Raw genomic sequence first — 21,846 nt, 5'->3', positions numbered from 1 at the left:
CCGCCTATGACCTCGACAATCGCCCGGCAGCCGTCGAGAACCGGCCGTCGGTCCAGATTTACGTGGGTGCCCGCCGTCGCGGGCTGGATCGTCGGCATCATCGCCACGCTGTCACTGCTCGCCAGCGTATCGCCGCTGGTGCGATTGTTGATCCGGGTGCCGCGGGAGTTCGTCAACGACTACATCTTCAACTTCCCCGACACCAGCTTCGCCTGGGCCGTCGTGCTGGGACTGCTGGCCGCCGCGCTGGCTGCCCGCAAACGGATCGCCTGGTGGATCCTGGTGCTCTACATGGTCGCCGCGGTCGGCTGGAACCTCGGCGATCTCGCCAGCGGCGAGGAGTCGGTCGCCGAAGAACTCGGCGAGATCGTCGGCCTGGTGTTCCACCTGGCCGCCATCGGGGCACTGGTGCTGGCGCGCCCGCAGTTCTGGGCGAAGGTCCGCCGCGGGGCGCTGCTGAAAGCGGCCGCGACGCTGGTCGCCGGGATGACCGTGGGCACTCTCGTCGGGTGGGGGCTGTTGGAGTTCTTCCCAGGTTCCCTGGCCCAGGCCGATCGCCCCTGGTACGCGCTCAACCGGGTGAGCGCGTTCGCGGGCGCCGACGCCGATGCCTTCACCGGCCACCCGCACGGCCTGGTCAATGCTCTGCTCGGATTGTTCGGCGCGGTGGCACTGGTGGTCGCCGCGATCGTGCTGTTCGCGTCGCAGCGCGCCACCAACGCGCTGACCGGTGAGGACGAATCCGCGATCCGCGGGCTGCTCGAACTGTTCGGCAAGAACGACTCGCTGGGCTATTTCGCCACCCGCCGCGACAAGTCCGTGGTGTTCGCCCCCAACGGGCGGGCCGCGATCACCTACCGGGTTGAGGTGGGCGTATGCCTGGCCAGCGGTGACCCGGTCGGCGACCCGCGGGCCTGGCCGGCCGCCATCGAGGCCTGGCTGCACCTGTGCGAGACCTACGGTTGGGCGCCCGGGGTCATGGGCGCCAGCGCCTCGGGTGCACAGGCCTTCCGGGAAGCCGGGTTGAACGCACTGGAGCTCGGCGACGAGGCGATCCTCTACCCCGACGGGTTCAAGCTGTCCGGCCCCGATATGAAGCCGGTACGCCAGGCGGTCACCCGCGCGCGCCGGGCCGGGCTGACGGTCCGGATCCGTCGCCACCGCGACCTGTCGGTCGAGGAGATGGCCCAGGTCATCAAGCGCGCCGATCAGTGGCGCGACACCGAGACCGAGCGCGGCTTCTCGATGGCGCTGGGTCGCCTCGGCGACCCGGCCGACAACGACTGCCTGCTGGTCGAGGCCGTCAGCGCCGGCGACGAGGTGGTGGCACTGCTGTCCCTTGTCCCGTGGGGCAGCAACGGCGTCTCGTTGGACGTGATGCGCCGCTCGCCGCAGTCCCCTAACGGCACCATCGAACTGATGGTCAGCGAGCTCTGCCTGCAGGCCGAAGATCTTGGTATCAGCCGGATTTCGCTGAACTTCGCCATGTTCCGATCCGCGTTCGAACAAGGCGCCCAGCTCGGTGCCGGCCCGATCGCCCGGCTGTGGCGCGCCCTGCTGGTGTTCTTCTCCCGCTGGTGGCAGCTGGAGACGCTGTACCGCTCCAACATGAAGTACCAGCCCGAGTGGGTGCCCCGGTTCGCCTGCTACGAAGATGCCCGGCTGATCCCCCGCGTCGGCGTCGCCTCGGTGATCGCCGAGGGCTTCCTGGTGCTGCCGTTCTCCCGGCGCAAGCCCCATACCGGTGAGCACATCGCCGCCCCGCAACGGCTGCTGGACAGCGGACTCCTGCATCAGGATGGCACCACCCCGGACGTCAGTGAGCTGCGCGCCGACCTGCCCGCCGCCGAGGACGAGCACCGATTGCCCGACCAGGTGCGGGTCCGGATGGCCAAGCTGAAGACCCTGCGGGACCACGGTGTGGATGCGTACCCGGTGGGGCAACCGCCGAGCCACACCGTCGCGGCCGCGCTCGAGATCACCGACCCCGCCGCCACCGTCACCGTTGCCGGCCGCATCCTGCGGATCCGCGACTACGGCGGGGTGCTGTTCGCGGTGCTGCGGGACTGGTCCGGCGAGGTCCAGCTATTGCTCGACGGGGCACAGCTGACGCAGAACGGCCTGGACTTCGACGCGTCGATCGACCTCGGCGATCTGGTCGAGGTGACCGGCACCATGGGGCACAGCCGCAACGGCACCCAGTCGCTGCTGGTCACCGACTGGCGGCTGATCGGCAAATGCCTGCGGCCGCTGCCCGACAAGTGGAAGGGTCTCACCGACCCGGAGGCCCGGGTGCGCAGCCGCTACGTCGACCTGGCGATCAACACCGACGCCCGCGACCTGATCACCGCGCGCAGCGCGATCCTGCACGCCATCCGCGAAACCCTGGTCGGCAAGGGCTTCCTGGAGGTCGAGACCCCGATCCTGCAGCAGATCCACGGCGGCGCCAACGCCCGCCCGTTCCAGACCCATATCAACGCCTACGACCTCGACCTCTACCTACGGATCGCTCCGGAGCTGTATCTCAAGAAGCTCTGCGTCGGCGGTGTCGAGCGGGTCTTCGAGTTGGGCCGCGCCTTCCGCAACGAGGGCGTGGACTTCAGCCACAACCCGGAATTCACGCTGCTGGAGGCCTACCAGGCGCATGCGGACTACAACGTCTGGGTCGACGGCTGCCGGGAGCTCATCCAGAATGCGGCACAGGCAGCCAACGGCGCCCAGGTGGTGATGCGGCCCGGTCCGGACGGCCGGCTGGAGCCGGTCGACATCTCCGGTGAATGGCCGGTGAAGACGGTGCACGGCGCCGTGTCCGAGGCGCTCGGCGAACAGATCGGGCCGGACACCGGCCTGCCCCGGCTGCGCGAGTTGTGCGACGGCGCGGGCGTGCCGTATCTGAAGCACTGGGATGCGGGCGCGGTGGTGCTCGAGCTCTATGAACATCTCGTCGAGGGCCAGACCGAGCAGCCCGCCTTCTACAAGGACTTCCCCACCTCGGTCTCCCCGCTGACGCGTCCGCATCGCAGCATCGCCGGCGTGGCCGAACGCTGGGATCTGGTGGCCTGGGGTGTGGAGCTGGGCACCGCCTACAGCGAGCTCACCGATCCCGTCGAGCAGCGCCGCCGACTGCAGGAACAGTCCATGTTGGCCGCCGGCGGTGACCCCGAGGCCATGGAACTGGACGAGGACTTCCTGCAAGCGATGGAGTACGCCATGCCACCCACAGGCGGGCTCGGAATGGGTGTGGACCGGGTGGTCATGCTGATCACGGGGCGCAGCATCCGCGAGACGCTGCCGTTCCCGCTGGCAAAACCGCGCTGAACCGGGCACGGGCGGAGACTCACAGCCATCACCCAGGATCTCCGTCCACGATGGAGGCGTGACACCTCCGACGATGACGGGCGCCGCACTCTCTCATTCCCCGTCGCTTCGCTCGCCCCTGATTCTGGCCGATGCGAATGATTCGATCCTGCACCGTATTTCGCTGATGCACGGTTGGCTTCCGGTGCTCGCCCAACTACTCGCGGCGGTCGTCGTCATCGCCGCCGTGGGCTGGCGCAGCAGACGCTGGCATCGGCTGGGACTACCGGTGTCACTGGTGGTCGGGATCGCGTTGGCTACCGTCGTGCACTGGTACATCGGCAGCCAGGGGCTGGCCGGTGACCCCGCCCCGCACGCCTTGTGGATCTGGGTGGGCCTGATCGGTTTCGTCGCCGCCGTCCTGGTGACGGGCTGGCGGCGTACCAGTTGGTGGCGTCGGGGCACCACCGCGCTGGCGGTCCCCCTGTGCGCCCTGTGCGCGGCCTTGTCGCTGAACTTGTGGGTCGGCTATTTCCCGACGATGCAGACGGCCTGGAGTCAACTCACCGAGGGCCCGCTGCCGGACCAGACCGATATGGCGACGGTCACCGCGATGCAGCACGACCGCGTCATCCCGGCCAACGGCACCGTGGTGCCGATCGACACCGGCGACGCCGGCTCGGGGTTCAAGCATCGCGGCGAACTCGTGTACCTGCCGCCGGCCTGGTACGCGTCCAACCCGCCGCCGAAGTTGCCCACCCTGATGATGATCGGCGGTGAGTTCAACACGCCGGCGGACTGGCTGCGCGCCGGCGACGCCATCCGGGTGGTCGACCGGTTCGCCGCCGCGCACGACGGCAACGCGCCGGTGCTCGTGTTCGTCGACTCCGGCGGTGCCTTCAACAACGACACCGAATGTGTGAACGGGCGCCGCGGCAAGGCCGCCGACCATCTCACCAAAGATGTGGTGCCTGCCATGATCGCGAAGTTCGGGGTGAGCGCGAACCCGGCCAATTGGGGCTCGGTGGGCTGGTCGATGGGCGGTACCTGCGCCGTCGACCTGACGGTGATGCATCCGGACATGTTCTCGGTGTTCGAGGACATCGCCGGCGATATCAGCCCAAATTCGGGCACCAAGGCGCAGACCATCGATCGACTGTTCGGTGGAAACATCGCCCAGTACGCGTCCTTCGACCCCAGCGCGGTGATGAACCGGCACGGCCGGTACTCCGGTATCGCCGGCTGGTTCGCGGTCAACGACGCGGGCTCGCCCCCCGGCAACCAGGCGTCGCACCCCAGCGACCAGGCGCTGGCCGCCCAGTCGTTGTGCGGGCTGGGGTCCACCAACGGAATCGACTGCGCGGTGATCATCCAGCCGGGCAAGCATGACTGGCCGTTCGCCGCACGCGCCTTCGACACTGCCCTGCCCTGGCTGGCCGGCCAGATCGGCACGCCGGGGGTGCAGCGGATCCCGCTCCCCCGCTCGGGACCGCCGACCCTACAGGCCGCCGCGCGCTGACCGTCCGGCGCTTCTCGAGGGTGACCCGCTGACGGTCACCGTGGCTCAGAAGTCGGCTTCGGCAGCCAGGATCTCGGCCAGGAATGCGTCCGGCCCCGGCCGGCGCAGCCGGTCGCGCACCATGGCCCGGACCCGTTCGCGCTCCTGCGCCGTCTCGGTGACACCGCCTCCGACCGTCACGGCGGTGTCCCGCCAATCGCGGCCCCAGGCCTCCGATTCCGTCACCGGCGCGCCGCGGTCGTCGAACAACGGGATCGTCGCGGACCCGGTGCCGTCCAGCAGCCCGGAGCCACTGAGCTCTCCCGCGGCGACCCGCACCGCGATACCCGCGGGTGAGCCCGGGCCGGCCAGCTCCGCCCGCACGATCACGGTGACGACCGCTCCGTCGGATACCACTCGCCAGTCCACCGTGCCCTCGGCCGCATCGAAGATGCCGGCCGGGACGGCCGCCCAGCTCACCGACGTCACGCCTGCGGCGATACCTGACGCCGCCGGGCCGGTTCGGTCTGCGCCGGCTACGAGCGCGTAGTCGTCTCGGCGACCCACCCGTACCGGGGCGACGGGGACGACCCCGGCGGCCCCGATATCCTCGGCCAATTCAGCGCAGGCGCGGGCGATCTCGCCGACCCGAGGGTCACCGAGCGCGGCGTGCGCTTCGAGCATGGCGACGTGCGGGCCCAGCAGCTCGGCCACGTCCGAGTCGAAGGTGTCGTCGGCGAAATACGCCTCGGCGGCCGTCGTCAGAAGCGCCAGTTCGCCGGCGAGGATCGCCGGATCGAGTTCGGCGATACCGTCGCGGCTACTGGCCGGCCACCATCGGCGCAGCCAGTGTCCCAGCGCCAAGCGCCGCAACGGTTCCAGTGCCGCAGCGTCGAAGGTCACGTCCCCGATGTCGACCGGATCTCCGGCGGCTGCCTCGAGCGCGCGGGCGATCGCATCGTGCCCACGCTCCCCGACCACCCGCCAGAGCCAGTCGGCGCGCGCCGGATCCGTGAAGGCGAGGTGCACGTCGGCGGCTGGGCGGTCCACCGGCCAGGACAACACGGCGCCCGCGACCTCCAGCACGGTGGTGAGCGGCACCGGCGCGGGCGCCGGTCCGGTGGCCCACAAGCCGGATTCCTCGACGAACCTCATGACAGGTCCTGCGCTTCGAGCATGGCTTTGATCCGCTGACGGTGGTCCAGGCTGACCGAACGCGATACGCCCTCCAGCAGCTCACGGATGTCATCGACGTCGGAACACGGCTCCTGCCAGACGTCGCGGCCGTGCAGGCGGGCCCACAACCGGTTCAGATACGGTCGGCAGAATGCGGCGAGTTCGTCGACGATCAGCTGCTGGCGCGGATGGATCGGGGCGTCGCCGGCCAGATAGCGCCGCGCGTGCAGCACATAGGCCTCTTTGCGGAGCCTGGCCTGGATCTGGCGCGACAGGTCATGACGGGCCTGCGTCGTCTCGTCGAGCGGCGCAAGATCGACGGCGATCTCGATACCGGCGATCAGCGTCGCCTGCTTGTCCTCGCCCAGTAGGCCCCACGGTGAACAGGCGCGATCCACCTCTTCGGCGCACAACAACGGCACATCGGGCAGTTCGTCGCGGGCCAGGGCCCGGCGTAGCGTCGCCCGCACGCGGTCGACGACGCTGCGGTCCAGCGGGCGTTCCCGCTCACCGCCGGCGATGGTCGGACATTGTTGCGGTGCAGCGGAACTCAGCCCCAGATCGACGATCGACCAGGGCAGTTCGGCGCCGGCCGAATGTGCCGCGGCCCCGAGGTTGTACGGGGTCGCGTCGGCCACCAAGGCCGACCACACCCGCTGTCGGGCCACCGCGGCGTTGTGCCCGTCGACACTGCCGAGCACGGTGCCCAGCCCGGCCAGGAAGGGGCCGGTGATCTCGTTGCCCGCTCGGACATCGCGCCAGCTGCGGGCCAGCTGGGCCGTCAACGCCGCCACCACGGCGTCGTCCCCGATGTGGCGGTTGAGTACCTCGATCGCCGTGCGATCGCGGTCGGAGTGGATGTCGCGCAGCAGAATTCCCGCGCCCGCCAGGTCCTCGTCCGACGGTGCACCCTTGGTGACCGCGAGTTCGAAACACAGCGGGAAATAGAGTTCCTGGGCGTTGCCCGTGGTGATGCGCTGTCTGCGGCGTTCCCGCTTGAGCGTGTCGAACCACCGTGCGGTGGCGCGCAGCGTATCGGCGTGGCCGACGATCGCGTCGTGGATCTCGGCGGCGACGTCCGGCGTCACGAACGGCGCCGAATACCTGGTGTTGGAGCGCAGACGCAGCACCAGCGGATCGATGATCCGTTTGACCGTCCGGCTCAACGGTCCGCCGTCGTCGGCGCTGAGCACCTCCACGCCGGCACCGATGGCGCGCCACGCCTGTTCGATCACCGCGCGGCGGGGCTGCCGCACGGCCACCGGCGTATCGGGGGCTGCGCTCATCGCAACAGGATAGAAGTTGGGTTCGGTAGCCGTGCAGGTCGTCCAGGGTGAACGCATGCTCAGCCTGCCAACCCTGGTGTTCTTCAGCTTCCTGTTCGGCGGAACGGCCGCGGTCCTGCTGGTCCCGACGACCGCCATGGTGCGATCCCGCGGCGTGATCGTCGGGTTGCGCCTCACCGGCGACTTCTGCGCGGACTGCCACGAGGTTGAACTCGACATCATGGTCACCCGTCCCGACGGCGGACAGTTCGCGGCCCGCGAGACGACGATGATTCCCGAAGCGTCGTTGGCGAGCTTCACTCCTGGCAGCATCGTCGACACCTACTACCGTCCCGGCGACGAGTCGTCGGTCGCGGTCGCCGCCCCGGACCCGCGTTGAGGGCTCATCGCGCACCGTCCACCGCGAAGGTGGCAAGGGCGGCCCAGTACAGCGGGCTCGCGGCACCGTCACCGTCGCGCCAGCGGATCAGCTGGGCGCGTTGCCATGCGTTGACCGCCCGGCCAGCGTCGTCCGCTTCGTGCGCGGAGTCGACGGCGATGACGACTTCGGCCATCGGATCGATGGATTCCGTTGCGGTGCAACTGAACTGGCGGTAGCCGGCGGCGGTGGGCAATGACCACAGCGTCGCCGTGACGAGCACGGCACCGCCGAGGATGAGTGCCGCGACCAGTCCGGTCGCCTCATCGAACCGGTAGTCGCCACCCGAGGAGCAGGCCAGCAGCGCCGCCCGCGGCGGGATCGGCAACTGCGCGGTCATCAGGTCCGCGGCCGACAGCGGACTGGCGTCGGCCAGATGCACCGATGCGCGGTCGGCGTGGCCGCCCTCACCGTCGGCGGCGGTGGCATGGCCGACGAACAACAATCGGCTCGGCGCCGCCGCGAGCTGGCCGGCGAACCACCTGCGGTCGGCTTGCGTGCTGCGGAACAGCTCGACCGTCGACTCCACCTGGGGTAGCACGTCGCGGTGGGCCCGGCGCTGCGCGAAGTGGCGGGTCAGCGGACCGGTGGGGTCGGGCCGGCCGAGGACCGAGCCGAGCGCGGAGTCCGGTCGCTGGCCGGGCACGCGCGGGTCGAGGATCAGCAGTGCCGCGTTATCGCACCGCTGCGCCCAGCTCGCCGGCTTTCGCGGGGCGTTGGCGATGTTGGGCGGCGCGGCCAACAGGATGTCGGCGAGTTCGATCAGCCGTCGCCCCGGTGCGTCCGGCATCGCCAGCGCCACCCACGGCACCTGGGCCAGCCCCGCGGTCGGCGCGACGAAGAGCGTGGCCGGCACGTCCCCCGCGGCAGCGACGATCAACTCCCAGCCGGCGGCCGGGATCAGCCCCGCGCCGAGGAGTTCGGCCATCTCCTGCTCGGCCGCCGGCGCCGCGAACGCCCCGGCGGTGAGGGCACGTTCGAGCGCTGTCCGGATCGTCTCGCCCGGACGCGGGTCGGGCAGCGCCTCGCCGAGCCGGTCGCGCACCGCACCGAGGGCGGGCTCGTCGAGCACCCAGGTGACGGTTCGGTCCGGTTGCCCGACGACGCGAAGGCTGCCGTAGGTGGCTACGCCGACGTCGGCGTAGCGCAGTACCAGGGTGGTTTCGCTCATGGCCAGGTGGACCATTCGGCTTCGGCAGAGGTGACGGTCTTGCCGTACCGCTGTTGCGCGAGTTCGCGGTAGCGCGCCAGGACCGGCCCCGTGGCCGGGTCCATCCGCAACGGCGGTAGCGGGCCGAGCCTGGTGAGCGCTCCCCCGGCCGTCGATCCCGGCCCGGACGCGACCAACGCGTATTCGTCGGCGTCGTCGACGGGCACCGCCGCGGTCGCGGTGTCCGCCCAACCCATCGTCAGTGGTGATTGCGGAACGCTGAATGCGCCCCGCGCGCAATGGTATTCGATGAGCTCGCTGACCAGGCCGGTGTTACCCCATTCCCACGCGACGGCGAATGCCCCAGCCAGCAGGCGGCCCGAGACGTGGGTGGCCCATCTCATCCGGGCGTCGGCGTCGGCAATGGTGTGCCGCACCGTGTCGACGGCCAGCGCGGCCGGCACCTTGAGATCGGCGGCCCGCGCGAACTTCCCCTCGGCGGTCTCCGTGTCCGCGAGCGCCTCCGCCCGCAGGATCGATCCGAGATGGTCGTCGAGCCGCGCATACTGCAGCCAGCTGCTCCTGGGCCAGCTGTCGAGTAGCTCACGCGCCTCCGCGACACGGTCGCCGGCAGCGGCGAAGTCACCGCGCAGGATGTCGACCCAGCTGCGCTGCACCAGGATTCGGTGGACGTGCAGCGGCTTTTCGATCTCACGCCAGTGCCGTTCGGCATGGCTGAGACGCTCGTCGGCGTCGTCGAGGGCTCCCACCGAGATGCTGATCAGGCCGAAGTACAGCCAGCTGCGCGAGACATCATGCGCGCGGGCATGTTCGGCGATGACCGGATAGGCGCCGTGCACCAGATCTTGCGCGCGAGCCCGGTCCCCCGCCGCCCACGCCGCGGTGGCGCGCTCCAATTCGGTTCTGGCCGTGGCGAGATCCCACCCACGTGCAAGGGCGCGGGCCCCGGCCCGGCGCAGCCAGGGTTCGGCCTCGGTCAGGCGGCCCGTCTCGACACAGAAACGTCCGTAGCCGGTGCCGGCCAGGACACGCAGGGTGTCGTCGAATTCGGTGCCGTCCCCCGGTCCGTCCAGGGCATCGAACACTTTCTCCCACAAGGGAAGTGACTGGACATGAAGATCGTCATCACACAGGGCGGCCGCGCACAGGATGCGGGCATGGGTCACCAGGTACGCATGCTCGGCGGTCAGGTCGTCGAACCTGCCGGGATCCTCGGCCAGCTGGTGTAGTGCGGCCGCGGCCGCCTCGTGCTCACCGTGTGCGGCGGCCAAACCAGTCTGCAGAAACCGGGCGCGCCGGGTGTAACGGCAGATCATGTGGTCGATTTCGGCCGTGGTCATGGTGACCTGCGCTGCGTCCTCGGGCCGCGTACCCGCCCGGATGCCACGATAGGTCTGTAGGCAGTCGTCGATACGTTTCATGGCTTCGGTGACTCCGTCGTAAGCCGTCCGCACCAGGTAGATCTCGCCGAGCTGAGCGAGAACCTCCAGCATCAGGTCGTCCCGGTCGGCCGTCTCGATCGGCGCCATCAGCGAGAGCAACAGCTCTTTGGCCCCGAGTTCATCGGAGGCGAAGGCCAGCCGCCGGGCCCGCTCCAGGTCGTCGGGTATCGACATCGGGCCATCATAAGTGGGCCACCGAAGACGGCGGGCGCGCCAGGCGCGCCCGCCGCCACCGGGGATCTTCGGGTCGCTTCGCTCGCCCCGGGTCTTTTTCCCGTCGCTTCGCTCGCCCCGACGGTGGACGATCAGTTGCAGGTGACCTTGATCTCGAACTTCTTGCTGATCATCCCGGCCATGGGGTTCTTCAGGTCGGCGCCGGCGGCTTCACCGGTGATGGTGTAGGTGCTGCCGTCCACCTTCACATCTGCCGAACCGGTGTTCGCACCGCCCATGGAGGCCACGGCGAGGGCGTTCCCGTCCACCACCAGGCCCAGCGACTCGACCTTCGGAGTTGCCTCGTCGGTCATCACGACGCCCAGGCCCTGCTGGCCGCCGATGGCGCCGCTGGCGATGTTGATCTTGCCGCCCTGCTTGACGCAGGTCACCGTCTTGACGTCCAGGCCGGACAGGTCCTGGCCCTCGACCTTGACCTCGGTGCCACCACCCGAGCTGACCTGGGTGCTGCCGTTGTTGGCCGACGGCGTGCTGCCCTTGGATGAGCTGTCATCGGAGCAGCCGACCAGTACCGCGGCGGCCGCGACCATTCCGATGCCTGCAACCAGAACGCGATTCTTCGTCATAACGTGTGAGTCCCTTCGTTTCGCCCGGCGCCCCGGTGGCGCGGCGTGGGAGAAGTACATCCGGGCGTCATTGCTACCGATCCCAAACTTCGCGGTGGGTATCGTGGCGATATGGCCGATGAGCAGCAGCCTTCCGTCCCGCCGGAACCCGTGCCACCGGCACCGGTGCTGCCCGCCACCCCGCCTGATCCCGGGTACGACCCCAGCGGTGTACCGACCTTCGAGTCGGTCCGGGAGAAGATCGAGAACAGGTTCGGCACCGCAATCGGAGCCACCGAACTGGCCGAGGCGACCCCCGAGGGCCGCTCGGCGGCCGAGCAGTACGAGAAGCGTCAGGAAGCCGCTGCCGAACGCCTGCGCCAGATCCGGGAGTCGATGGATCAGCCCGAGAAACCCCGTGCCGGTGGTGACGATTAGGTCCTTCACGGTCGAGGAGCGGCGCGCCCGGCTGGCCCGACGGCACTTCCTGGCCTCGCGCGGCAGCAGCGCGGAGAGCGTCTCCTCGGCACTGGTCGGCCTGCACTCCAGCGATCCGGCGACCCCTTATCTGTCGTTGTGGGCGCGGATGCCGGAATTCACCGTCGCCGATCTCGACAGTGCGTTGTACGAGCGGCGGTCCCTGGTCAAACATCTCGCGATGCGCCGCACCCTGTGGGTGGTCGGCTCCGAGAGTCTGGCCGCGGTGCAGGCGGCGGCCAGCGACCGGGTGGCGGCCAACGAACGACGCAAGCTGATCGCCGATATCGAGAAGGGCGGGATCGCCGCGGACGGCGCGGCGTGGCTGGACACCGCGTGCGCGGCGGTACTGGCATATCTGGACACCCACGGACCGACCGGTACGGCCCAGCTGCGCACTACCCTGCCCGAGCTCGCGGGCAGCTACGACCCCGCACCCGGAAAACCCTGGGGCGGAGCGACGCCGGTGTCACCCCGGGTGCTGACGGTGCTGTCGGTGCGCGGCGATATCGTCCGTGGCCCGAACACCGGCGCGTGGACGACATCGCGGCCGCTATGGGCGTCGCGGACGGCCTGGCTGGGTGACGGTGCGTCCGCCGACGCCGATTCGGCCGGAACCGAGCTGGTCCGCACGTGGTTGCGCGCCTTCGGGCCGGCCACCGTCGCAGATATCGCGTGGTGGTTCGGCCACACCCTGACGTGGACGCGGCGCGCCCTGGCCGAGGTTGGTGCGGTGCAGGTGGATCTGCACGGCACCCCCGGTGTGGTGCTGCCCGATGACCTGGAGCCCGAGCCTGCGGTCGAACCGTGGTGCGCGTTGCTGCCCGGCCTGGATGTCACCACCATGGGCTGGTTCGACCGCGACTGGTACCTGGACGGTCACCGCGAGCAGGTGTTCGACCGCTACGGCAATGCCGGGCCGACCGCCTGGGTGGATGGCCACGTGGTGGGCGGCTGGGCGCACGACGACGGCGGCCGGGTGCACCTGCAGTTGACGGCGGATGTCACCAAGGACGCACGGAAAACTCTGCAGCACAAGGCCGACGAGCTCACCACTTGGCTGGACGGGGTGCGGGTGAAACCGCGGTTCCCCTCCCCGCTGACGAAATCCGCTACGCGCTGACCTTGCGCCGCTTCCGGCTCGGGGCAGGCGCGGATACCGGCGCCGGCACACCCAGCATCTCCGCGAGGAACTGCCCGGTGTAGCTCTCCGGCGTGGCCGCCACATCCTCAGGGGTGCCCTGCGCGACGACGGTGCCGCCACCCGCACCCCCTTCGGGTCCCATATCGACGATCCAGTCCGAGGTCTTGATGACATCCAGGTTGTGCTCGATCACGATGACCGAATTGCCCTTGTCGACAAGACCGTTGATCACCTTGAGCAACTTGCGGATGTCCTCGAAGTGCAGACCGGTGGTGGGCTCGTCGAGGATGTAGACGGTGCGGCCGGTGGACCGCTTCTGCAGTTCGGCCGCCAGCTTCACCCGTTGCGCCTCACCACCGGACAGCGTGGGCGCCGGCTGTCCCAGCCGCACATAGCCGAGCCCGACATCCACGAGTGTCTTGAGGTAGCGGTGGATCGAGGAGATCGGCTCGAAGAACTCGGTGGCCTCCTCGATCGGCATGTCGAGCACCTCGGAGATGGTCTTGCCCTTGTAGTGCACCTCGAGGGTCTCCCGGTTGTACCGGGCGCCGTGGCACACCTCGCACGGCACATACACATCGGGCAGGAAGTTCATCTCGATCTTCAGCGTGCCGTCGCCCGAACACGCTTCGCAGCGGCCGCCTTTGACGTTGAACGAGAACCGGCCCGGCTGGTACCCGCGCACCTTGGCCTCGGTGGTCGCGGCGAACAGGGTGCGGATCTTGTCGAACACCCCGGTGTAAGTGGCCGGGTTGGACCGCGGGGTGCGACCGATCGGCGACTGGTCGACGCGGACCAGCTTGTCCAGTTGGTCGATCCCGTTGATCCGGGTGTGCCGGCCCGGGACCTGACGCGCGCCGTTGAGCTTGTTCGCCAGCACCGTCGCCAGGATGTCGTTGACCAGGGTGGACTTCCCCGACCCCGACACCCCGGTGACCGAGGTCAGCACCCCCAGGGGGAAGGCCACGTCGACCTCTTTGAGGTTGTGCTCGCGCGCACCCACCACGGTGAGCTGACGTTTACGGTCCACGGGCCGGCGAATGGCCGGGACCTCGATGCTCTCCTTACCCGAAAGATAGGCTCCGGTAAGCGATTCCGGGTTCTTCAGCAGGTCCGCGTACGAACCACTGTGCACGATCCGGCCGCCGTGCTCACCTGCATACGGGCCGATGTCGACCACCCAGTCGGCGTGCGCGATGGTGTCCAGATCGTGCTCGACGACGATCAACGTATTGCCCAGATTGCGCAGCCGCATCAGGGTGTCGATCAGCTTGCGGTTGTCCCGCTGGTGCAGACCGATGGACGGCTCGTCGAGCACATACAGCACGCCCACCAGTCCGGAACCGATCTGGGTGGCCAGCCGGATGCGCTGCGCCTCGCCACCGGACAGCGTCGCCGCGGCCCGCGACAGCGACAGGTATTCCAGGCCGACGTCCAGCAGGAAGCCCAGCCGGGACTGGATCTCCTTGAGCACCTGCCCGGCGATCGCCTGCTCGCGAGTGCCCAGGGTGAGTGCGTTGAGGAAGGCCGCGCAGTCGGCGATGGACAGTTCGGCGACCTCGGCGATGGACTTGGCACCGTGGGTCCCGGCGGCCAGGGTCACCGCGAGGATCTCGGGCTTGAGCCGGGTACCGGCGCATTCCGGGCACGGAATGTCGCGCATGAAGCCCTCGTAGCGTTCCTTCATCTGCTCGGACTCGGTCTGTTCCATCCGTCGCTGCAGGAAGGCGAGGACGCCCTCGAAGTCGGCGTAGTAGGACCGGGTGCGGCCGTAGCGGTTCTTGTACCGCACATGCACCTGGTGGTCGGAGCCCTCCAGAATGGCCTTGCGCGCCTTGGCCGGAAGCCGCTTCCACGGGGTGTCGACGTCGAAGCCGAGCTCCTCGCCGAGGCCGGCCATCATGCGGGTGAAGTACTCGGAGGTGTGGCCCATGGACCACGGTGCCACCGCTCCCTCCGCCAGGGTCAACTCCGGGTCGGGGACGACGAGCTCCGGGTCGACCTCCTTCTTGATGCCCAACCCGGTGCATTCGGGGCAGGCGCCGTAGGGCGAGTTGAACGAGAACGACCGCGGTTCCAGGTCGTCGACGGCCAGCGGATGCCCGTTGGGGCAGGCCAGCTTCTCGGAGAAGCGTTGTTCGCGATGCGGGTGGTCGTCTTCGCGGTCGACGAAATCGAGGACGACGATCCCGTCGGCCAGGCCCAGCGCGGTCTCGACCGAGTCGGTCAGGCGCTGTTTGCTGCTGGCCTTGACGGTGAGGCGGTCGACGACCACCTCGATATCGTGTTTCTCCTGTTTCTTCAGCTTGGGTGGATCGGTCAGTGGATGAACCACCCCGTCCACCCGCACCCGGCTGTAACCCTGCGAGTTCAGCTTGTCGAAGAGATCCACGAATTCGCCCTTGCGGGTACGCACCACCGGCGCGAGCACCTGGAACTTGGTGCCGTCCTCCATGGCCAGCACCTGGTCGACGATCTGCTGCGGCGTCTGCCGCGCGATGCGCTCCCCACACACCGGGCAGTGCGGCGTGCCGGCCCGGGCGTACAGCAGACGCAGGTAGTCGTACACCTCGGTGATGGTGCCGACGGTCGAGCGCGGGTTGCGGTTCGTGGACTTCTGGTCTATGGACACCGCCGGCGAGAGGCCTTCGATGAAGTCGACATCGGGTTTGTCCATCTGCCCGAGGAACTGCCGGGCGTAGGCCGACAACGACTCGACGTAGCGGCGCTGTCCCTCGGCGAAGATCGTGTCGAAAGCCAGCGACGACTTGCCGGACCCGGACAAACCGGTGAACACGATCATCGCGTCGCGGGGCAGGTCAAGGTCCACGCCACGCAGATTGTGCTCGCGCGCACCCTTGACGATCAGACGGTCAGACACACTCCACCCTTTCCGTTCCTGCGCAAGGCACAAGAATCCAGGCCCCATGCTAGGTGCCGGCACCGACAAGCCCGCTAGCGTGGGATTGTGAACAGCCCACACAGCCTCGTCAGCGACGACTACACCGGTCACGTCGACCCCGGAACCGCGGCCCGGCGCACGCTGCCCGCGGCCACCATCATCAAGGCATCCGTCGGCCCGATGGATAACAACGCCTACCTGATCACCTGTTCCGCAACCGGGAAAACCCTGCTCATCGACGCGGCCAATGACGCAGACCGGCTCATCGAGCTGATCGACACGTATGCCCCCGAGGTCTCGCTCATCGTCACCAGCCACCAGCATCTCGACCACTGGCAGGCACTGCAAGCTGTGGCCGAGGCCACGGGTGCACCGACCGCCGCGCACGCGCTGGACGCCGAACCGCTACCCGTCACCCCGTACCGCATCCTCTCCGACGGTGACACCATCGGTATCGGCGAGCTCACCTTCGACGTCATTCATCTGCAGGGTCACACCGAGGGGTCGGTCGCCCTGGCGCTGCGCGGCGGGGACGGGACGGGGGGCGTCACCCATCTGTTCACCGGGGACTGCCTGTTCCCGGGCGGGGTCGGTAAGACGTGGAAGAACGGCGACTTCGAGCGGCTGCTCGGTGATGTCGCCACCAAGGTGTTCGACCGCTATCCGGATTCGACCGTGGTGTATCCGGGCCACGGCGATGACACGACCCTCGGTGCCGAGCGGCCCCATCTCGCCGAATGGCGCGCCCGCGGGTGGTGACCCGATGAGCAGCTGGCCCGTCCCCGACAAACCCGGCCCCGGTCAGGAATCGGTGTGGGACTACCCACGCCCGCCCCGGCTGGAAGAGTTCCGGGGGTCGATCACCGTCGAACTCGGCGGCGAGCGGATCGCGTCGACCGACCGGGGCTGGCGGGTCCTGGAGACCAGCCATCCGCCGACGTACTACCTGCCCCGCGCGGCATTCGGTGACGGGGTGCTGCGGGACGCGGCGGGTGCGTCGTCGGGTGAGCGGACGTGGTGTGAGTGGAAGGGCGCGGCAAGCTACTACGACCTGGTGTCGGGGTCGGTCGTGGCGGAGCGGGCGGCGTGGACCTATCTCATGCCGACGCGCGACTTCGCACCGTTGACCGGAGCGATCGCGGTGATGGCCGCGGATGTCGACCGCTGCACCGTGAACGGCGAGGAGGTCCTGCCGCAGCCCGGTGGCTTCTACGGCGGATGGATCACCAGCTGGGTGACCGGTCCCTTCAAGGGCATCCCCGGATCGATGGGCTGGTGAATCGCGGGTCCAGGCTCAGTCCCATGCCACCGGCAGCCGCTTGATCCCGTGGATGAAGGCCGACCGCAGGATCGCCGGCTCGCCGGTCGCGACGATCTCGGGAACCTGGCGGTAGAGCTCGTCGAAGACCACCCGGACCTCGCGGCGGGCCAGGTTGGCCCCCAGACAGAAGTGCGCGCCGCCGGCGCCGTAGCCGATCTGCGGGTTGGGGTCGCGGGTCACGTCGAACCGGTAGGGGTCGGTGAAACGCTGCTCGTCGCGGTTGGCCGAGGCGTACCACATCGAGATCTTGTCGCCGGCCTTCATCTGAATACCACGCATCTCGATGTCTTCGGTCAGGTTGCGCCGCATGAAGATGAGCGGTGAGCCCCACCGGACGATCTCCTCGACCGCCGTCGGAGCGACCCGGTCGAAATCCTGCCACCAGATATCGCGCTGTTCGGGATAGCGGGTCAGCGCCACCATGCCGTGGCTGATGGCGTTGCGTGTCGTCTCGTTACCCGCCGCCGACAGCAGGATGAAGAACGAGGCGATCTCCGCGGAGCTCAGCCGCTCGCCGTCGACCTCGGCCTGCACCAGATTGGTGGTCAGGTCCTCGGCCGGCTTGGCCCGCCGTTGCTCGGCCAGATTCATCCCATAGTTGGCGAGATTCGTTGACACCTTCAGGATTTCGTCGTAGTCGCCGGACACTTCGTCATCGCCCGCGCCGAGCAGCACCGTCGTCCAGTGGAAGATCTCGGCCTCGTCCTCCTCGGGGATGCCCATCAGATCGCAGATGATCTGCAGCGGCAGTTGGCCGGCCACCTCGGACACGAATTCCGCCTCGCCGTCCGGGTGCCGCTCGACCATCTGCGCGACCAGCCGGCGGGCCCGCTCGCGCACACTGTCCTCGATGCGCGCCACCACCTTGGGGGTGAAGGCCCGGTTGACGATGCCCCGTAACCGCAGGTGGCGCGGATCGTCGAGGGTGATCATCGAGCCGAAGAATTCGGAGATCTCGGCAGGCACATCCGACAGCGAGGTGCTGGTCGGGCTGGAACTGAAGATCTCGGGGTGCCGGCTGGCGTGACGCACGTCGTCATAGGTGGTCAGCGCCCAGTGCCCCGCACCCGACGGGAACCCGGCGAACTCCGGCACCCCGAAGAAGGTGATCGGCGATTCGCGGCGCAGGGTGGCGAAAGCACCGTCGCGCAGGTCGTCGTCCCACTCCCAGAACGCCAGCGAGCCGAGGTCGATATCGCCGAGCGGCACGTCGGGCGGTGGCGCACCGTTCCTGCGGGGTGGGATTCCGGTATGGGTCAGTGTTGCGGTCATCGTCGACCTCCCGTCAGTGCCGAGTGTGGCACCGCGACAAGTGGTCTGTCCGCAATTTCTACGCCAGAGTCACTTTATTTTGTCTTCAGAGCTTGGCGATGACCTGCTCGCCGAACTGCTCGACCGCCTCGACTGCGTGGGCCAGGCTGTCACCGGGTACCTGCACCTGGATCCAGGTGACACCGCAGTGGGCCAGCGCGGCGACACCGTCCAGGTAGGCGGCGGCGTCGAAGCCGTCCGCACCGGGTGCACCGCCCTGGTTGTTGCTGAAGGTGATGTCGACGGTCGCCGGATCGCGGCCGGTCTCGTCCAGACGCCGCCGTAGATCGCCGATCCCCGCTTCGAGTTCGGCCAGCGATTCCAGCGATGCCGTCCGGGCGGTCTGGGCCAGCACCGCGGGTGCGGGAAACGGGCACCAGCCGTCGCCGTACAGCGCGGCGCGGCGCCTGGCGGCGCCGGTGTTGCCGCCGACCCAGATGGGCGGGGCGACGGCCGGGCGGGGATGAGCGGTGACCCCTGCGGCCGTGAAATGCCTGCCTTCGAAGCTGTAGTCGTCGGTGGTCCAGATGGCCCGGATCACCTGCAGCGCCTCGTCGACCAGGCCTGCCCGCTCATCGAAATCGACGCCCAGGGCCATGAATTCACGCTTGAGGTAACCGACGCCGACAGCCAGGGTGAAGCGCCCACCCGACAACAGGTCGAGCGTCGCACCGGCTTTGGCGACCACGAAGGGGTTGCGGTACGGCAGCACCACCACATTGGGTATCAGCCGCAGGGTCGTGGTGTGCGCCGCGGCAAACCCCATGGCCACGAACGGATCCAGGGCGTCATGCCCGCCGGCCCGCAGCCATTTCTCGGTGGGGGCCGGGTGGTCGGTGAAGCCGAACCCACCGAAACCCGCCTTCTCCGCTGCCACGGCCACCGCCGCCACCCCGGCCCCGCCGACCAGTTCGGGGTGGTACGGATGGTTGTGCATAGGGTGCGTGAACGCGAATTTCATCGGACTCCGCTCGAGGTCGGCGAGGGACCCGGCCGCCCGGAGAGCCAGATGTCCTGCCCGGCCGGAATTCTCACGGGTTCACGGTCCCGCCGGAGCGCCCGGCACTGCTCGGATAACGGCACGTCCACTCGGACACCGTGACATTTGATCACAATTTTGTAAAGTCCATCGAGGGCCGGAGATGCGAAAGGCCCGGCACACCGCAGTGTGCCGGGCCTTGGACGTGATATCAGGACGTGTGCACGATGAGCACGTCGACCTTCGACCGGCGTGCCACGTTCGCGGGTACCGAGCCCAGAAGCCGGCCCGCGATGGTCGAAAGACCGACGTTGCCGACCACCAGCAGATCCGCTCCGGAATCATTGGCCAGGTCGACCAGGGCATCGACGGGTGCCCCGACGATGGCCTTCTCCTCGATCTCCTTCGCGCCGGCGACCTTCGCGCGATCGCTCGCTTCCTTGAGGATCGCGTAGATCGGGGCGTTGCCGGTCGTCTTGTAGCCCTCGTCCTTCAGGACGTCGGCGGCGTGATGGTCTTCGCTCTGCGGGAAGTATGCCGTCGCGACGATGAGTTTCGCGCCCGCTCCAGCAGCGATCTCTCCGGCGCGTTCCACGGCACGCAGTGACGAATCAGATCCGTCCGTGCCGACGACCACGGTCCGATAGGCGCTCATTCATGCCCTCCAAGTGTCAGTAGCTAAGCCAACGCAGACAGTAACCCTTTGCTCGGCGGCCGTGGGCGCGATTCGCGACACCCGGCGCGCCGACCACCGTCCCGTTGGCGCCTTTCGAATACCGATGGTATCGGTCAGGCGTCCGGATCAGGCCTTTTGGTGATGCAGGACATGGGCTGGACGTGACGTGCGTCAAAGCCCTCCCGGCCCCTGCCGAGGGTCACAACGGTACCGAATTTCGTTCACTGCGCCGATGTTTGGCACGTCAGCCGTGTCGAGGATCGACATCCGCCCGACATGGCGTGACATGTCGGCGGCAAAATCACTGTCCGAGAACGTGTGCCGGTGCCGTCGCGGCGACGAACACCGGACCCGCACCGGCATGCGGTAGCGGCACCGCGGGCCGGGTATTACGGTTCTGCCCTACAGCGAAAAACGGGGGTCGGCCAGGTGCAACTGTCACAGCTCACGCTGGGCCGGCGTGATCCGGCTGCCCGGTTGCGCACCGGCGGACTCGACGGTGTCCTGGTCGGGGTCTTCGCCGTATTCGTGAGCGCGGCCGGCGCGGCCCGCCCCTCGCTGTGGTTCGACGAGGCGGCCACCATCTCCGCGGGGACCCGCACCGTCGGCCAGCTGTGGGGTCTGTTGGGCAATATCGATGCGGTGCACGGCGCGTACTACCTGCTGATGCACGGGTGGTTCATGGTGTTCCCCGCCACCGAGTTCTGGACCCGATTCTCCAGCTGCCTGGCCGTCGGCATCGCCGCCGCCGGGGTGGTGGCGCTGGCCCGGCAATTCGTCGGACGTTCCTCGGCCGTCACCGCGGGTGTGGTGTTCGCGATCCTGCCGAGGATGACGTGGGCCGGGATCGAGGCGCGGTCCTACGCGCTGACCGCCGCGGTCGCCGTGTGGCTGACGGTGTTGCTGGTCATATCCACCCGCCGGCGGCGACCCGGTTTATGGGCGTGGTACGGCGTCGGCCTGGCACTGGCCACCGTGCTCAATGTCTTCATGGTGCTGCTGGTGCCGGTGCACGCGGCCCATGTGGCGACGCTGAGAGCCCGCCGGCCGGCCGTCGCCTGGGCGGTCGCGACCGGCGCAGCGGTCACCGCGGTCGCGCCGTTCTTGTTCTTCTGCCGCACCCAGATCGCCCAGGTGCATTGGATCTCTCCGCTGTCGGCCGGCACATTCGGCGAAATTCTCAAGAAACAGTACTTCGATCAGAGTCTGGCGTTCGCCATGTGCGCCGCAGCGATTCTGGCTCTCCCGCTGGTGTTCCGGCGACTACGGCCGACCGACCCCGGCGCACAGGCCCTGATCCGGCTCGCGCTGGCGTGGGTGATATTGCCGACCGCCGTCATGCTGGCGTATTCCGCTGTGGCCGAACCGATCTACTACCCGCGCTACCTGACCTACACCGCCCCGGCCATGGCACTGCTGCTCGGAGTGTGCATCGTGGCCCTCGTGCGGACCCGCGAGCGGGCCACCGCCGCGGTGGCAGTGCTCGCCGTCGCCGCCACCCCGAACTTCCTGGTCGGCCAACGCGGCCCGTACGCGAAGGAGGGTATGGATTTCAGCCAGGTCGCCGACATCGTCACCGCGCACGCCGCACCCGGTGACTGCCTGATCATGGACAACACCACCACCTGGCTGCCAGGCCCGATCCGGCCCCTGACCGCGGCCCGGCCTGCGGCCTACGCCAAGTTGGTGGACCCGGGCCGTGGCACGCGCGCCGCGGACCGAAACCGGCTCTGGGACGCACATCTGGGCATTTGGGGGGTGGCCGACCAGGTCCGCAAGTGCACCGTGCTGTGGACGGTGTCGCAACGGGACGGGTCCGTGCCGGACCACCAGAGCGGCGCGGGCCTGGATCCCGGCCCGCGGTTGCGCCGGGCGCCGGCGTACCAGGTGCCCGAACGGATGGGGTTCCACATCGTGGAGCGCTGGCAGTTCAACTTCGCGCAGATCGTGAAGTCCACCCGCTGACGGG

17 protein-coding genes are annotated in these 21,846 nt (G+C 68.7%); 8 read left to right on the top strand and 9 right to left on the bottom strand.

What is annotated here, in order from left to right:
• The first annotated feature begins 6 nt into the window (after positions 1–6).
• Both lysX and QN239_RS15190 read left to right on the top strand, forming a co-directional pair.
• A complete protein-coding gene (lysX, locus tag QN239_RS15195; protein ID WP_499011529.1) occupies positions 7–3,318 on the top strand; it encodes a bifunctional lysylphosphatidylglycerol synthetase/lysine--tRNA ligase LysX in 3,312 nt (1,103 codons plus the stop codon).
• Between the two features lie 73 nt (positions 3,319–3,391).
• Positions 3,392–4,816: an alpha/beta hydrolase gene (locus tag QN239_RS15190; RefSeq protein ID WP_499016805.1), complete on the top strand. Its 1,425-nt coding sequence runs from the start codon at positions 3,392–3,394 to the stop codon at positions 4,814–4,816.
• A gap of 45 nt (positions 4,817–4,861) precedes the next feature.
• Here the strand turns inward: QN239_RS15190 and QN239_RS15185 are convergent, their stop codons facing one another.
• A complete protein-coding gene (locus QN239_RS15185) occupies positions 4,862–5,950 on the bottom strand; it encodes a hypothetical protein (RefSeq protein WP_499011527.1) in 1,089 nt (362 codons plus the stop codon).
• Positions 5,947–7,257: a hypothetical protein gene (locus tag QN239_RS15180; protein ID WP_499011525.1), complete on the bottom strand. Its 1,311-nt coding sequence runs from the start codon at positions 7,255–7,257 to the stop codon at positions 5,947–5,949. The genes QN239_RS15185 and QN239_RS15180 overlap by 4 nt, the downstream gene beginning before the upstream one ends.
• 55 nt (positions 7,258–7,312) lie before the next feature.
• Between QN239_RS15180 and QN239_RS15175 the strand changes: the two genes are divergently transcribed.
• Positions 7,313–7,636 (top strand): hypothetical protein, encoded by a 324-nt coding sequence (locus tag QN239_RS15175; protein WP_139170281.1) that lies wholly within the window; start codon positions 7,313–7,315, stop codon positions 7,634–7,636.
• A gap of 4 nt (positions 7,637–7,640) precedes the next feature.
• On the opposite strand, the gene QN239_RS15170 is transcribed toward QN239_RS15175, so the two are convergent.
• From QN239_RS15170 to QN239_RS15160, 3 genes are all read right to left on the bottom strand, one after another.
• Positions 7,641–8,861: a CHAT domain-containing protein gene (locus QN239_RS15170; protein WP_499011523.1), complete on the bottom strand. Its 1,221-nt coding sequence runs from the start codon at positions 8,859–8,861 to the stop codon at positions 7,641–7,643.
• Positions 8,843–10,462, bottom strand: a complete 1,620-nt coding sequence (locus tag QN239_RS15165) for a hypothetical protein (RefSeq protein ID WP_499011521.1) — start codon at positions 10,460–10,462, stop codon at positions 8,843–8,845. Before QN239_RS15165 ends, QN239_RS15170 begins: the two co-directional genes overlap by 19 nt.
• 131 nt (positions 10,463–10,593) lie before the next feature.
• Complete coding sequence (locus tag QN239_RS15160; protein ID WP_167162757.1) at positions 10,594–11,088, bottom strand: lipoprotein LpqH; 495 nt, start codon at positions 11,086–11,088, stop codon at positions 10,594–10,596.
• A gap of 111 nt (positions 11,089–11,199) precedes the next feature.
• On the opposite strand from QN239_RS15160, the gene QN239_RS15155 reads away from it, so the two are divergent.
• The gene (locus tag QN239_RS15155; protein ID WP_499011519.1) at positions 11,200–11,505 is read left to right on the top strand and encodes a hypothetical protein; all 306 of its coding nucleotides are present in this window, start codon (positions 11,200–11,202) and stop codon (positions 11,503–11,505) included.
• Positions 11,501–12,667, top strand: coding sequence for a winged helix DNA-binding domain-containing protein (locus QN239_RS15150; protein WP_499016804.1), 1,167 nt, complete (start codon positions 11,501–11,503; stop codon positions 12,665–12,667). The genes QN239_RS15155 and QN239_RS15150 overlap by 5 nt, the downstream gene beginning before the upstream one ends.
• Here the strand turns inward: QN239_RS15150 and uvrA are convergent.
• The gene (gene uvrA, locus QN239_RS15145; protein WP_499011517.1) at positions 12,657–15,569 is read right to left on the bottom strand and encodes an excinuclease ABC subunit UvrA; all 2,913 of its coding nucleotides are present in this window, start codon (positions 15,567–15,569) and stop codon (positions 12,657–12,659) included. The two genes, QN239_RS15150 and uvrA, sit on opposite strands and share 11 nt — an antisense overlap.
• A gap of 87 nt (positions 15,570–15,656) precedes the next feature.
• Here uvrA and QN239_RS15140 point away from each other — a divergent pair, with 87 nt between their 5' ends.
• Together QN239_RS15140 and QN239_RS15135 are read left to right on the top strand one after the other, a co-directional pair.
• A complete protein-coding gene (locus QN239_RS15140) occupies positions 15,657–16,349 on the top strand; it encodes an MBL fold metallo-hydrolase (protein ID WP_499011516.1) in 693 nt (230 codons plus the stop codon).
• Positions 16,350–16,353: 4 nt separating this feature from the next.
• Positions 16,354–16,869, top strand: a complete 516-nt coding sequence (locus QN239_RS15135) for a DUF427 domain-containing protein (protein ID WP_499011514.1) — start codon at positions 16,354–16,356, stop codon at positions 16,867–16,869.
• 15 nt (positions 16,870–16,884) lie between these two features.
• Here QN239_RS15135 and QN239_RS15130 read toward each other — a convergent pair whose 3' ends face one another.
• From QN239_RS15130 to QN239_RS15120, 3 genes are all read right to left on the bottom strand, one after another.
• Positions 16,885–18,183, bottom strand: a complete 1,299-nt coding sequence (locus QN239_RS15130; protein WP_499011512.1) for a cytochrome P450 — start codon at positions 18,181–18,183, stop codon at positions 16,885–16,887.
• Between the two features lie 85 nt (positions 18,184–18,268).
• Positions 18,269–19,183, bottom strand: a complete 915-nt coding sequence (locus QN239_RS15125) for an LLM class F420-dependent oxidoreductase (RefSeq protein WP_499011510.1) — start codon at positions 19,181–19,183, stop codon at positions 18,269–18,271.
• Positions 19,184–19,412: 229 nt separating this feature from the next.
• The gene (locus QN239_RS15120; RefSeq protein ID WP_090364295.1) at positions 19,413–19,856 is read right to left on the bottom strand and encodes a universal stress protein; all 444 of its coding nucleotides are present in this window, start codon (positions 19,854–19,856) and stop codon (positions 19,413–19,415) included.
• Between the two features lie 450 nt (positions 19,857–20,306).
• On the opposite strand from QN239_RS15120, the gene QN239_RS15115 reads away from it, so the two are divergent.
• Positions 20,307–21,842 carry a glycosyltransferase family 39 protein gene (locus tag QN239_RS15115; RefSeq protein WP_499011509.1) on the top strand — a complete coding sequence of 512 codons (1,536 nt, stop codon included), beginning with the start codon at positions 20,307–20,309 and terminating at the stop codon, positions 21,840–21,842.
• Positions 21,843–21,846: the final 4 nt, after the last annotated feature.

Origin of the sequence: Mycolicibacterium sp. Y3 (assembly GCF_051188035.1) — a bacterium.
In the GTDB taxonomy this organism is placed as follows: domain Bacteria; phylum Actinomycetota; class Actinomycetes; order Mycobacteriales; family Mycobacteriaceae; genus Mycobacterium; species Mycobacterium fluoranthenivorans.
This window is presented reverse-complemented; position numbering and strand designations above follow the sequence as displayed.